At 45.9% G+C, this 13,825-nt stretch carries 6 protein-coding genes and 1 pseudogene; 4 read left to right on the top strand and 3 right to left on the bottom strand.

From position 1 onward, the window contains the following. Positions 1 to 222 precede the first annotated feature (222 nt). From SFV55_RS27010 to SFV55_RS27000, 3 genes are read left to right on the top strand one after another with little or no spacing between them, the layout of a single operon-like run. A complete protein-coding gene (locus tag SFV55_RS27010) occupies positions 223 to 2,697 on the top strand; it encodes an ABC transporter permease (RefSeq protein WP_320032705.1) in 2,475 nt (824 codons plus the stop codon). Between the two features lie 16 nt (positions 2,698 to 2,713). After that, positions 2,714 to 5,095 carry an ABC transporter permease gene (locus tag SFV55_RS27005; RefSeq protein ID WP_320032704.1) on the top strand — a complete coding sequence of 794 codons (2,382 nt, stop codon included), beginning with the start codon at positions 2,714 to 2,716 and terminating at the stop codon, positions 5,093 to 5,095. 23 nt (positions 5,096 to 5,118) lie between these two features. Beyond that, complete coding sequence (locus SFV55_RS27000) at positions 5,119 to 7,500, top strand: ABC transporter permease (protein ID WP_320032703.1); 2,382 nt, start codon at positions 5,119 to 5,121, stop codon at positions 7,498 to 7,500. A gap of 124 nt (positions 7,501 to 7,624) precedes the next feature. Here SFV55_RS27000 and SFV55_RS26995 read toward each other — a convergent pair whose 3' ends face one another. After that, positions 7,625 to 9,052: an ATP-binding protein gene (locus tag SFV55_RS26995; RefSeq protein WP_320032702.1), complete on the bottom strand. Its 1,428-nt coding sequence runs from the start codon at positions 9,050 to 9,052 to the stop codon at positions 7,625 to 7,627. Positions 9,053 to 9,374: 322 nt separating this feature from the next. Here SFV55_RS26995 and SFV55_RS26990 point away from each other — a divergent pair, with 322 nt between their 5' ends. Then, complete coding sequence (locus SFV55_RS26990; RefSeq protein WP_320032701.1) at positions 9,375 to 11,798, top strand: ABC transporter permease; 2,424 nt, start codon at positions 9,375 to 9,377, stop codon at positions 11,796 to 11,798. Between the two features lie 208 nt (positions 11,799 to 12,006). Here the strand turns inward: SFV55_RS26990 and SFV55_RS26985 are convergent. Both SFV55_RS26985 and SFV55_RS26980 read right to left on the bottom strand, forming a co-directional pair. After that, positions 12,007 to 12,351: pseudogene (locus tag SFV55_RS26985) on the bottom strand (nucleoside hydrolase-like domain-containing protein); the annotation flags it as partial. Positions 12,352 to 12,463: 112 nt separating this feature from the next. Further along, complete coding sequence (locus SFV55_RS26980) at positions 12,464 to 13,519, bottom strand: two-component regulator propeller domain-containing protein (protein ID WP_320032699.1); 1,056 nt, start codon at positions 13,517 to 13,519, stop codon at positions 12,464 to 12,466. Between the last annotated feature and the right edge of the window lie 306 nt (positions 13,520 to 13,825).

The following is a 13,825-nucleotide window of genomic DNA, read 5'->3' as shown; positions in this document are numbered from 1 at the left end:
ACTTGGACAACTTAGGGAAGTGGGTATGTCGTCGATTGGGCGTTTTGGTGGGGGATATGTTAGGGTTGTGAAGATGAATGCTTGTACTTGTTTTCCAAAATCGCACAAGCTTGTTCAAAATCGGACAGTTAGAAGAGATTGGTAATTTGGTAAAAAACTGAAAAACAACATCTTATTCATTTGGCATAAAAATTGGCCTACACCTTACCAAATGCCTTCCCAATGCTTACAACTGCTCTAAAAATTGCCCTTCGCAATTTTCAAAAAAACCGCCTTTACACCCTCATTAACATCAGTGGCTTGGCCGTAGGGCTAGCCGCAACTTGGCTCATCGGCTTGTTTGTGTTGCACGAAAGAAGTTATGACAACTTTGTGCCCGATGTGAATCGGATTTGCGCAGTGGGTCTAGATCTTAAATTTGGAGAAGAAGAAGGATTGACCACCAATACCCCGCCTCCACTGGGCCCCCGAATCTTACAGGATTTCCCAGAGGTGGAAACGGCTGCGCGTACTTTTTTCCTCCAGGAAACGGTCGTAAGGCGCGAAACGCGAGGGCAAGCACCCCTGGTTTTTAATGAAAATACAGCTTATGGGGCCGATACGGCTTTTCTGGAACTGTTCGACTTCCCCATGTTGCAAGGCAATGCCAGTACGGCCCTTGACCGCAGCAACACCGTGGTACTCAGCGAACGGATGGCCGAGAAATATTTTGGGAAAAAATCTCCGATGGGGCAACCCCTCTTCTTCAACGATACTCAATACACGGTGACCGGGGTGGCGAAAAACCTGCCATTGAATTCTACGGTACGCTTCGATTTTTTGCTTTCCATGAGCACTTTCAAAGTGGTGGAAAATTTTGCCTGGAGCTGGATTTGGTTGCAGGTAGATACTTGGGTGAAGCTCAGAGAAGCAGTTACGCCAGAAAAATTGGCAGCGCTGGAAGCCAAATTTCCTACAATGGTAAAAGCACATGCTCCAGCCGCTTACAATCGGATTGGCATTGATCTGCTGGCTCAACTAAAAAAAGGCGACCGCTACAATGTCAAACTTTTTCCACTCAATAACTTGCACCTGGGTCAAGCTCTCCAGTTTACCCGGCTCACCACCCTGGGCAATGGCAAACAAGTGCGGACGTATGCACTCATCGGTGGCTTGATTCTGCTACTGGCTTGTGTCAACTTTATGAACTTGGCTACGGCTCGTTCGATGCAACGCGCTCGGGAGGTTGGTGTACGCAAGGCCCTGGGCTCACAACGTGGTACCTTGGTCGGACAATTTTTGGCAGAATCCCTATTTTTTAGCTTCATAGCGTGGGCATTGGCCTTTGTGTTGGCGGCAGTAGCGCTGCCCTTGTTTAACCAATTGACGGGGATGCAAATGGGATTGAGTGGCCTCTTAAGCCTCAAAGTATTGGGCATTGGTTTGCTGCTGACCTGTGTGGCGGGGCTACTAGGCGGTACTTATCCGGCATTTTTCCTCTCCCGCTTCAAGGTTACCGAGATTTTTAGAAAAATGGGTAGCTCTACCCGAGGCGGCCATGCGGGCGTGCGGAATGGCCTGGTGGTATTCCAGTTTGCAGTGTCGGTGAGTTTGATGCTGGGGTCCTGGGTAGTGTACCAGCAATTGCAATTTGCGCTGAAACAATCGCCAGGCTTACAGCGGGAAAATGTGATGATCATGCCCATGCTGCGCAATTTGGAAGAACCCGGTAAAATGGAAGCTTTCCGCCAGCGCTTGCTACAAATTTCAGAGGTCAAAGCAGCATCTCATTCTACTTTTTTGCCTTCCGTTGGAAGCTTTGGCGATTATTATGAACCCGATCAAGGCAATCAAAAACACGCGGTGATCAAAAACCTCGCCTTGAGTTCTTTTTTGACCGATGCTGATTTTATCCAAACCTTAGGTATCGAGATCATCCAAGGCCGTGGATTTTACGCCAGTAATTCCCAAAGTGATTCCACGTCGGTGATTTTGAATGAAGCGGCAGTCAAGACAATTGGTTGGGAAGACCCCATTGGCAAATGGTTGACTTATCCTGGCAATGACAATCAACGTTTTCAAGTAGTGGGCGTGATGCGCGATTTTCACAGTGGAACCATCCGTGCTGCCATCGAACCCGCCGCCATTTTCCACGAATCTTCCAAAACTTACCGCACCTGGGCATCCTATATGTCGCTGCGCCTGGCACCGGGATCTGAAAAGGCAGTAATCGGGAAGACCAAAGCCCTGTGGGCGAAGGAAATTCCTGGTGCTCCTTTTGATTACGATTTCCTGGACGATTCTTTTGGCAACTTGTATCAGGAAGAACAGCGAGCAGCGACCTTGTTGGGGGTATTTACGGCCTTGGCTTTGTTCATTGGGTGCCTGGGTTTGTTTGCGTTGGCAGCTTATACTGCGGAGCAACGCACCAAAGAAATTGGCATTCGCAAGGTGTTGGGTGCTTCCGTTTTTGGCATCACTACCTTGCTGGCCAAAGATTTTCTCAAACTCGTCTTGTTGGCCATTCTCATTGCATCTCCTGTTGCGTGGTACTTTATGAACCAATGGCTGGCTGAATTTGCCTACCGCATCAATATGCAGTGGTGGATGTTTGCAGTGGCGGGTGTAGTGGCTGTTGGTATTGCGTTTTTGACGATTGGTTTTCAGAGTGTGAAGGCGGCGCTGGCGAATCCGGTGAAATCCTTGCGCAGCGAATAAATTTAAACATAGAGCTATGAAAACTTACCTAAAACTGATTACTCGAAGCTTGTTAAAAAACCGCCAGTTTACCCTTCTCAATCTGATTGGGCTTTCTTCTGCGTTGGCCTGTGTTTTGTTCATTTTTTTATGGGTAAAAGATGAGCTAAGCGTGGATACTTTCAATGAAAAGGATGCGCAAATTTACAAGGCAATGTACAGCCTAAAATTGCCCAACGAGGTACTCACGCTTGATTATACGCCCTATCCATTGGTGGAGGCAGCTCCGCAAGAAATGCCCGAAGTAGAAAAGGCGGTGGCGGTGAATGGATTTATGGATTTTTTTGCCGGGAAAGGGGTTGCATCGCATGCTGAAAAGGCCAAAAAGGTGCAAGGAATTTTTGCGAGCAAAGACTTTTTCAATGTGTTCAGCTATCCACTTTTGGAAGGCAACAAAGACCTGGTTTTGACGGAAAAAGCGGGGGTGGTGATTTCTGAAAAATTGGCCCAGACCCTTTTTGGCCGTACGACTAATCTGATTGGAACTCATTTAGAATGGGCGCATAAATTAGACTTCGGGATTCCTCTGGAGATCGCCGGAGTTTTTGAAAACCCACCTGCCAATGCCAGTCGCCAGTTTGACATTATTTTCAATTTTGGCCTTTTGCTAGATGCCGACGCCAATGCCAAAACCTGGAACAGTACTTATGCAGAAACTTACCTCTTGCTGAAAGAGGGGACTGACCTTGAAAAATTCGGCCAGAAAATAGAGGGTTATACCCGTTCAAAAGCTCCCGGAAATGAGATTTGCTCGATTTTTCTCCAAAAATTTTCAGATCAATACTTGCATGGGAATTACGAGAATGGGAAAATAGCGGGTGGCAGAATCCAATACGTGCGCTTGTTCTCACTCATTGCGCTATTCATTTTATTGATTGCCTGCATCAATTTCATCAACCTCTACACAGTGCAAGCCATGGATAAAATGAAAGAGGTGGGGGTTAAAAAATCATTGGGCGCGGGGCGTGGGCACTTGATTGCGCAGTTTTTTGGTGAGACCCTTTTACTGACCAGCTTAGCGATGGCTATTGCGTTGTTAGTGGTTGGGATTGCGTTACCTGTGTTTAATGAACTCACCAGCAAACAGCTCTTTTTCGCCCTTGATCCACCGTTTTTATTGGCGGTGTTGGGCGTCATTTTGTTGAGCAGTGTGCTGGCTGGCGCTTATCCAGCCTTGTACCTGTCCGGATTCAAACCGATTGCGGTGTTGAAAGGACAGTTGACTACTTCACCTTTGCAACTGTTCACCCGCAAAGGATTGGTCGTTTTTCAGTTTGTGGTTTCTTTTTGCTTTATCGTGGGCTTCATCACGGTGAAAGAGCAAATCGCCTTCATCCAATCCAAAAATTTAGGCTACGACCGCAATCACATCATCACTTTCCAACGAGAAGGCAGCTATGGAGAAAACCCTGAAGCTTTTGTGAGCGCACTAAAAGCTCTGCCCGGAGTGGAGCAGGTAGCGACAATGCCAGAAAGTATTTTGAATGGCAAAGATGCGGTGTCTGGGTTTTCCTGGCGCGGCCAAAAATCCGATGAGGCCTATTTGTTTAAATCGCCGAGGATTGGTTACGACGTGATTGAAACCTTGGGCATAAAACTGAAAGAAGGCCGCAGTTTTTCAAAAAACTTTGCTGATGATGGTGCCAATATCATTTTGAACGAATCGGCGGTGCGCATGATGGGCTTAGCAAATCCGGTTGGAAAGGTCATCAAACAAGGGAATTTTGAAAGTCAAATCATTGGTGTAGTCCAGGATTTTCAATACGGGTCTTTGCATCAGCAGATCACCCCTTTAATTTTTAGGTTTAGGGGCACTGAAATGGGGCAACATGTTTTGGTGAAAGTGGACGCGGGAAAAGAGCAAGCTGCACTGAAAGCAATTGAAAGTCAATACCGCGCTTTTCATCCAAAATACACCTTTGAATACTCTTTTCTCGACGCGGATTATCAAGCGCTTTATGTTGCCGAACTTCGGGTTTCCAGCCTCTCCAATTATTTTGCCGCACTGTCGATCCTCATTTCCTGTTTGGGCTTATTTGGTTTGGTCGCCTTTGCTGCTCAACGCCGTAGAAAAGAGATTGGTTTGCGCAAAGTGCTTGGTGCTTCGGTGTCCGGGATTGTTAGTTTGTTGAGCAAAGACTTTTTGGCATTGGTGCTGATCGCGATTGTGATTGCTTCGCCCCTGGCCTGGTATGGCCTGGATCGTTGGCTGGCGGGATTTGCTTATCGCGTGGAATTGAATGGTTGGATGTTTGCGGCAGCCGGGGTAATGGCGTTGTTAATAGCTTTTTTGACCATCGGTTTTCAAAGTGTGAAGGCGGCGCTGGCGAATCCGGTGAAGTCTTTAAAATCTGAATAAAGAATACAAAAAATAAGAATCATATGAACAGTCGCAACCTAAAAATAGCCTGGAGAAACCAGTGGAAACACAAAGGCGCATTCCTGATCAATGTGATTGGACTTTCCGTGGCACTGGCTGCGGTGTTTTTCATTTCCTTGTGGGTACGAGACGAACTTTCGGTGGATAAATTCCATAAGAAAGACAGCCAGTTGTATCAAATCATGGAAATTGGGCATGCCAATAAATCGATCAATATACTTGAAGCTACCCAAGGTTTGTTGGGAGAGTCTTTAGCCCAGGATTTTCCGGAGATAGAAAAAGGCTGTATGTTTTACCCCTTTACGGACAACAATATTCCCCTGAGCCTGAAAACGGAGCAATCCAAAGTTTTTAAACCAGCGACCGCCTTTGCTGAAAACAACTTTTTTGAAATTTTTTCCTACCCCTTGCTCGAAGGCCAAGCAAACGAGGTGATGCAGCATAAAAATGGCGCGGTGATCTCTGCCAGTTTAGCCAAAAGTTTGTACGGTGACCCTCACCAAGCAATGGGTAAACCCGTAGAGTGGAGTTTTTATGAATTTAGTGGACTGGCCACCATCACCGGGGTATTTGCAGATGTTCCAGCCAATAGTAGCAAACAATTTGACCTGATGTTGACCAAGGAAAAGCTTTTTGAAGCCATACCTTCGCTCAAAGAATGGTCGAACGAGGGCCCCACTACTTTTTTACAACTCAAAAAGGGTACCGACATCAGCGCGTTCAATGCCAAAATTGAGCACTACCTGAAAGGCAAAGGTGAGGGTGATCGCTTCCAGCTTTTTGTACGTCCTTATTCCAGCGCTTATTTGTATGGTCATTACGAAGGCGGGATTCAAGCTGGAGGCAGGATTGACTATGTCCGCTTGTTTTCCATCATTGGGCTGTTTATCTTGATCATTGCCTGCATCAACTTTATCAACCTGGCCACCGCCAACGCACAAACCCGCGAGAAAGAAATTGGGGTGAGAAAAGCCGTGGGCTCGGCGCGTGGAAATCTGATTTTTCAATTTTTGAGCGAGTCTATGCTGGTGAGTGGCCTGGCTTTGGTCATGGCTTTGATCATGGTGCTCATCTTTTTACCCGCTTTTAATATGTTTGCAGGCAAGGCCATCCACTTGGCGATCACTCCGCTCAATATTGCTTATTTGTTGGGGATTACTTTGCTGACCAGTTTGTTGGCGGGGGCTTATCCTGCTTTTTATTTGTCGGGTTTGCCCGTGATCTCTATCTTGAAAGGCAAATTACGCGCTTCTTTTGCTGAACTCCTGGCCAGAAAAGGGCTGGTGGTTTTCCAGTTCGTCATTTCCTTCTTGCTCATCGTGGCGGTGATGGTGATCAACAAACAAATGCAGTTCATCCAGACCATGAATCTGGGTTACAATCGCGACAATGTGATTACCCTGAATCGGGAGGGCCCGCTGATGAGCAATACGCCAGCGTTTCTAGACCGCCTCAAAGCTTTACCCGAAGTAAAAAGTGTGGCCACTTTGGGCGGAGCCCTGGCCCTAGCCAATGAGGACGATAGTACCGGAGGCATTTCTTGGGAAGGTAAACCCGAAGATCAAGAAGTGAATTTTTCGGTCAAAACAACGGATTACGATTTGATCGAAACCCTGGGGATGGAAATAGTTCAAGGGCGTGGTTTTTCCAGAAAATTTGGCGATGAAAAAAACAGCCTGATTTTTAATGAAACCGCCATCAAAGCCATGGGCATCAAAGACCCAATAGGCAAAAAGGTCCGCATGTGGGGCGAAGACAAAATCATTGTAGGGGTAGTGAAAGACTTTTTTGACAATTCCATTCACGAGAATATTCGCCCCTTGGTGATGCGCTTTGAACCACCTGAGACCACTTTCATCGTAGTAAAAATTGCTCAAGGCAAAGAAAGCGCCGCACTAGCGGCCATCGAAACCATCTATAAACAAATGAACCCAGGGTATGCCTTTGAATTCCGTTTTATGGATCAGCAATACCAGCAGATGTACGCAGCAGAAGGACGCATCACCGTTTTGTCGAGATTTTTCGCGGGCATCGCTATTCTTATTTCTTGTTTAGGTTTGTTGGGGCTGGTGTCTTTTATGGCGGAACGACGTGCCAAAGAGATTGGTATTCGTAAGGTGCTGGGAGCCTCAGTTGCGGGCATTGTGAATTTGCTGGCCAAAGACTTTTTGCACTTGGTATTGATTGCCATTCTTATTGCTTCGCCCCTAGCCTGGTACTGTATGGATCGCTGGTTGGAGGGCTTTGCTTATCAAGTGGAACTGAACGGGTGGATCTTTGTAGTGGCGGGTGTAGTAGCGATGCTGATCGCGTTTTTGACGGTGGGCTTTCAAAGTGTGAGGGCGGCATTGGCGAATCCGGTGAAGAGTCTGCGCAGCGAGTAGTTTCCGCTTGGATTTGGAAATGAGCGCTCAATTTTTGGGCAAAACGAAGGGATTTGATCTTACCTGGTCAAATCCCTTCACTTTAACCCCTCCGAAAGTTGGCTTTTTCGCTGCAACTACACCCTCAATCCTCCACCCTAAACAGAGCATTTAGATCCAATTGATGGGTGATCTGGCTTAAAAAGTGCATGTTTTTTTCGCAACCAAAAGTTGTGACCATGGTAGGGAAAACGGATTGGTTTTTTTTCAAAAGCTTTTGCAGGTAGAATACTTTTTTGCGCATGCCCTCGGCTTCGTCTTTTGAGAGAGAATAGACGTTATTTGAGAATTTCAACTCGCAGAGATTTATCGCGTTATCGGCGCGGTCGATCAGCAAATCAATTTGAGCGGCGATTTTTCCGGCATCGTCTTTGATGTTGAGGTAACTGACGCTGGTCTGAATGCCACTCAAACCCAAAGCGCGAACGATTTCTTTCCGATGTATGTAACACAGCCATTCAAAAGCCAAGCCACACCAGGTTTTGTAAGCAGGGCTGTTGATATGGGCCATCCAAGTAGAAATTTTGGGATTGTTGATGAAACTCAAGTAAAAGCGCGAGTAAAAATCTGATAAAACGTATTTGCCCAAGTTGCTGTTTTTACCATAGGGTACGACGTATTCGATGTATCCTGTTGTTTCCAAGTCTTCTAAAACCTTGGTGGAACCGCCCGAATTACTCATATTGGCTTGTTGTAGCAACTCGTTTCTTTCCAATCCATAGGCATGTTTGGCTAAAACATTGACGACGCGTAAATGGGCATCAGGTTTTTGAAAAATTGCCGTGTAAAGGTGTTCAAATTCATTGCGCAACAATCCTCCCTCTGCAAAGCACAAGCGTTCAATGCACTGCGCTGCGCTTTCGTCATTGTTGATGGCGTCTAAATAGAAAGGCACGCCGCCGAAAGCCATGTAAATCAAGGCCATGTCATAACGCGTCAAGACGCTGTTTTTGCTCTTTAAAAAGGCCTCTGTTTCTGCCAAAGTAAAGGGTTTGAGCCAAATACGTTTAGTGACACGATTGTGCAAACCGCCAGGATCGCCATATACTTTTTTGACGATCCAAGACGTAGAAGAACCCGCAATGACCAAAATAATATTGCCTTCCCAAGCGGCCCAAGAATTCCAAAAGTGGGCGAAGATTTGCAAAAAGCCGGATTTTTTGGTGTCAATCCAGGTCAACTCATCCAAAAATACCACTTTTTTGCGCGAGCTTTTGACCGTTTCTATATAATCGCGCAGCAAACTAAAGGCTGTCAGCCAATTGTCCGGAGGGGTAATAATGGTATTGCTGCGGTGGCTCAACTCCTGCGTAAAAGCGAGGAGTTGGAATTTAAGCGCTTGATTTTGAATGCCCGTGAAGTGAAAGCAAATATCCTCTTTGAAAAAGGTTTTGATGAGAAAAGTCTTGCCGATACGCCGCCTTCCAGTCACGGCGATAAATTCGGATTTCTGCGAAGCGAGTGCCGCTTCAAATTGTGCAATTTGCGGACGGCGTCCAATGATTTCCTCCATTGATTGACTAAATTTAGATAAAAATAACAATTTTAGTCAAGAAATAAAAAATAACTTGTCTAAAAACTATTTATAATTAAAATTTTAGACAAGTTATCTCTAAATGCCTCCTCCTCATTTTGCACAAAAGCAAATGAGTTTTCTTCCAAAAAATGGCCAAACCTGAACAGGAAGTGTATCAAAACCGAACATGTTTTTAATAATATTTAGTTGTTAATTATTGATTATTAATTTATTGTGATTTGGCATGGGTTTTGGGTGGGATTTACTTGGTGAAGGCCTTACTATTGCATGTTTATTCAGGCCGATAAAATCAAAATCCATGTTTAGAAATTACCTCACGGTTGCACTACGCAACCTCAGCAAAAACAAAATTTACTCCACCATCAACATAGCCGGTCTGGCCATGGGCATTGCTGCCTTTCTGTTCATTCTGGAATACGTCAGTTTGGAAAAAAGTGTGAACCAATTTCACGCCAAATTGCCCAATCTGGCCCGCATGATGTGCCAAAATGCGCAAGGTGAAAACTGGCCACAGGTGGAACCCGGCTGGGCAGAAATAGCCAAATCGCGGCTACCAGAAATCAAATCCTATTGCCGTTTTTCCGATGGGATTACCCAAGGTGTGGTGCAAAACCAATTGAACAATCGCTCCTTCCGCGAGGAAAATCTGAGCTACGTAGAAGGCAATTTTTTTGAGTTCTTCAGTTTCCCGCTCGTAGCAGGCCAAGCCAAAGACTTGAATCAACCCGATGCGGCTTTCATTTCCGCTTCGATGGCCAAAAAATACTTCGGTGAGGAAAGCCCCCTGGAGCAGACCCTGAAACTGAACAACCAATTTGGCAACCGCGTGTACGTAGTAAAAGGGGTATACGAAGACATGGGCGACAATTCGGACATCCGCTTCGACATGGTCTTTTCCCTTGAAAACCTGAAAAATAAAGAAAACCTCAACGGAAATTCTTGGGCAGACCTGGACAATCTGGACAACCAGTACATCAACATGCTGTTTGAATTAAGCCCTAACACCAACCTGAAAGCCCTGGAAAAAAAGCTTACGGCACTGCGACGAGAGATTCAGACCGAAAAAGATGCCACCGTATTCCGCCTGCAACCCCTGGCCGAAGTACACCTGGCCAAATCTGCTCAGGATGACCTGCAACACACCGGCAATCGTCGCTATGTTCTGATGCTGATGGGCATTGCCTTCCTGATCCTGCTGATCGCCTGGTTCAACTACATCAATCTGAATACCGCCAACTCCATCAAACGCGCCAATGAAGTTGGGGTGCGCAAGGCCATTGGCGCAAGCCAGCAGGATTTATTGGGTTTGTTCCTGACCGAATCTGTTTTGGTCAATCTTTCTGCCTTTGTGCTGGCCATTGTTTTGGTGGTGCTTTTGCAGCCACTGTTCAACCAGCTGTTTGAAAAGACCCTCAGCTTGCAGACCCTGTTCCAAAACCCGGTTTGGGCACTGGGGGTAGGTTTGTTGCTCTTGAGTTCAATCGTTTCTGGTGTTTACATTGCGCTGGTTTTGGCACGCTTCAAACCGGTAGATACGCTGAAAGGTAAAATCGCCAAAACCAGCTCGGGTGTTTTTCTGCGCAAATCTTTAGTGGTCATTCAGTTTAGCATCTCCGTAGTTCTGATCATCAGCACCATGCTGGTGTTCAAACAACTGAAGTTTATGCAGCAGGCCAATCTGGGCTTCGACAGCAAACAACTGGTGCTGATTGCAGCGCCCCAGTTGAATCTGGATGAGACCTACAAACAGCGCAGAGCGGCTTACCAGGATGAAATTGCCCAACAAAGTTTTGTGGAGGGTTTTTGCACCTCGGGCAGTGGGCCAGGACGGGGTTACAATTTTTCTACCGACGGCTTCAGTTCGCCCAAATCAAAAAAAGGTGCCGAAACCCAATCCTTCTCCTTTGCCATTATTGGAGAGAACTATTTGCCCACCTTTAAAATTCCCCTCAAGGCTGGCCGGAATTTCACCGCTACGGAAACGGATATAGAATGGAACGACAACGACAAGGTAATCCTGAACGAAAAAGCAGCCAAAACCCTGGGCTTTGAAGACGTAAAAGACGCTTTGACTACCAAAATAAAATGGGATGAACGCTACCTGCAAGTGATCGGAGTGGTTAAGGATTATCACCACGAGGGTTTGCAAAAAGCCATCGGCCCAATGGTTTTTTACCCTGCCCAAGTCAATGACCTCACCATTAAACTGAGTACAGATAATCTCCCGGCAAAATTGGCTAAACTAGAAAAAATTTACAAAAAATACTTCCTCGGCAATCCTTTTGAATACTTGTTTGTGGATGAACTGTTCAACAAGCAGTACAAGGCTGAGGCTCAGTTCGGAAAAATCTTCAGCGCGGCTTCCATCCTGGCCATTCTGATTGCCTGCATGGGTTTATTCGGCCTGACGGTGTTCACAGTGGAATCGCGCACCAAAGAAATTGGCATCCGCAAAGTGCTGGGGGCCAGTGTGGGCAGCATCAGTAGCTTGTTGACGGTGGATTTTCTCAAACTGGTCATGGTGGCTATTGTCATCGCTTCTCCCATCGCTTATTATTTCATGAACCAGTGGTTGGCCGATTTCGCCTATCGCACGCCTGTGCAGTGGTGGGTTTTTGCGCTGGCTGGAGGCTTGGCGCTGTTGCTGGCTTTGGTGACGATTGGTTTCCAGAGTGTAAAGGCGGCCCTGGCGAATCCAGTGGAAAGTTTGCGGAGTGAGTGATAATGGGCTAAGGTGGTGCAAAAAGTAACAGCGCGCAAGCCCGAAAAGGCCTGTTTTTTGAACCACCTCAGTTCATCTTAGCGCTACCTCAGTTAGGTTTTTGGGAATGGTAGGAAATTCATAAACCCTTTATTACCTCAACCAGACCCAACGCTTTGCCCAATCCAGCAAAACATCCGCCCTCCGTAGCATCTGCATAACCCCGTTAAGGAGCTGCCCCGCGGCGCCCTTGTTTGGTGATGGAACGCAAATAATCAGGAGCGAGAAAACCTTTTTTATGCGCTTGCAACTTGGGCAGATCCTTTTCATATAAATCAATCATGCGCAAAATCTCTGCTTTGCTGCCACTGCCATAAGAAGGAGAAGAAATCAGCCCTTCCAGCTCAAACAGGTCGCTGTACATCAGCAGGTGCGCCATCGATTGATTGTCGTCGGGATCGGTACCGCCGATGTCGGTGCTGATGAGTACGCGGGGTTTGCTAGGTACGGGTTGCTGAGCAATAAGTGCAAGGGAATAAAACCAAAGGGAAAATAGGAGGCTGAATTTATTCATTGGTTTGAATATGTTATTTTGGCAGCATTGGTTGCTTGTAAAAATAAATTTTTCTGCCTTCACAGATCAAACATTATTTTGAACCCGTTCCTTATCCTGTATCGACAGCTTTTTATTCCCAGGGCCCATTTTCCCCCATATGCGCAATCTTTGAATCTTTAAGCCGAAAAAGCCCCCCTGATAACCCCAACCAAATCCTCCCTTTGCTATCTTCCAAAATGGCTTGAATGCCATAACCATAAGGCATCAGGTCTGCTCGATCGGTTTCGCCGTAAAGCGTGAATTTTTTTCCGTCGTAGCAATAAGCCCCTACACGATTGGCACCAATCCAGATTTTTCCGGAGCGACCAGTGTGGATGGCGTAGGTTTCATTTTTACTTAAACCTTCTACAGCCGGGTATTGAATGATTTTTTTACCATCATATCGACTAAGTCCCCCATCGCCAGTTCTGCTCTTGGGGTCGGGATTATCTTTTTCCGTAATTCTGGAGCCGAACCAAATATTGCCTTGATTATCTTCTTGAATGGCTTGTACATTGTTGGAGGCCAGGCCGTCCTTTTTGGTGAAATGGGTAAAGGATTTACCATCAAATTTACAAGCACCGTATCCATCTCTACAAAACCAGATATTGCCCCTCTTGTCTTCCATGATTTCAGTCACCCAGTTCATGGTAGATTGATAACTCAATAGCTGCAGATTGGGGGTAGGGAGGGGAAAACTGGAAAAAGTACTCCCATTAAAGCGAAAAACCCCACCCCAGGTTCCTACCCAAACGTTTCCTTTTTTATCGATTAAAACATCTGAAACCTGGTTGTTCATAAGCCCTTCTTTGCGGGAAAAGTTGGTAAAGGTTTTGCCGTCGTATTTGGAAAGACCGGATTGGGTGCCAAACCACATATTGCCCTTGCGGTCTTCAACAATGCTGACCACTGCATTTCCGATTAAGCCTTGTTTAGTGGAGAGATAACTGAGTTTTTTCCCGTCATAACAGGCTGCCCCTTTGGACAAGGTTCCAAACCAGAGCTTGCCTTTGGAGTCTTCAAAAACTTCTACCACGTATTGGTCGATGGGTTCTTGGGCGACTTTGGTCTGCCCTGAGCAAAGTGGATGGGCAGCTGCCAAAAGAACCAGCGCGCAAAAAAATAGGCGAGAGAGATTTTTTTTCATGGAAAAACCTTTTTGTTAAGGGGGCGATAAAAAAATAAGTGATCATTTTGCCGGAGGATTAGATAAGTAAACGTGTCATTTCAAGTTTCTTATCTAATCCTCTGGCTCAGGAAAAATGATCACTTATTTTTGCCCTACTACTAAGGTAGATCACTGGGCATTTTGGAAGGCTATATAAAATGTAAAATGATGTAACAGAAATGTAAATGGTTGAAATGTTTTAAAAACTTAGAGCTTGTCAAAATTGAAGTAAATAAATTGCACTTATGTTTACAGATATTTTACGTTTCGTAAATGAGTCTAAAC

The organism is Haliscomenobacter sp. (assembly GCF_033763495.1).
In the GTDB taxonomy this organism is placed as follows: Bacteria; Bacteroidota; Bacteroidia; order Chitinophagales; family Saprospiraceae; genus Haliscomenobacter.
Note: the sequence above shows the minus strand (reverse complement) of the source record. Positions and strands in the feature narration are given on the sequence as shown.